The 239-nt window shown below is 41.8% G+C and carries 1 protein-coding gene; it reads right to left on the reverse strand.

The annotated features are described in order from the left end of the window. Positions 1–239 (reverse strand): hypothetical protein (locus tag BU804_RS00855; protein WP_158024976.1); only part of this gene is annotated, 239 nt, incomplete at both ends.

The following is a 239-nucleotide window of genomic DNA, read 5'->3' on the forward strand; positions in this document are numbered from 1 at the left end:
ACTCACACAGATCGGTCCCTTTTCAAATTTCTCAGAAAAGGTTGCAAGGCATGAGGATAAATGACTCGTATCTTCTAGATTATCAAATCGGATGATTTTTCTTAAGCCAATTTGCCTTAATAGTTCCTCTTCTCTCTCGTGGAGACTCTTGCGACTTTCTGCTTTGGGGTTCGTTTCAGGCAATGGCATCTGTTGTCTTTGCTCTTTCTCTTCCTGCATCTTAGCAAGTTGTTGCTGCA

The sequence above is a fragment of the Candidatus Protochlamydia sp. W-9 genome (assembly GCF_001950615.1).
In the GTDB taxonomy this organism is placed as follows: domain Bacteria; phylum Chlamydiota; class Chlamydiia; order Chlamydiales; family Parachlamydiaceae; genus Protochlamydia; species Protochlamydia amoebophila.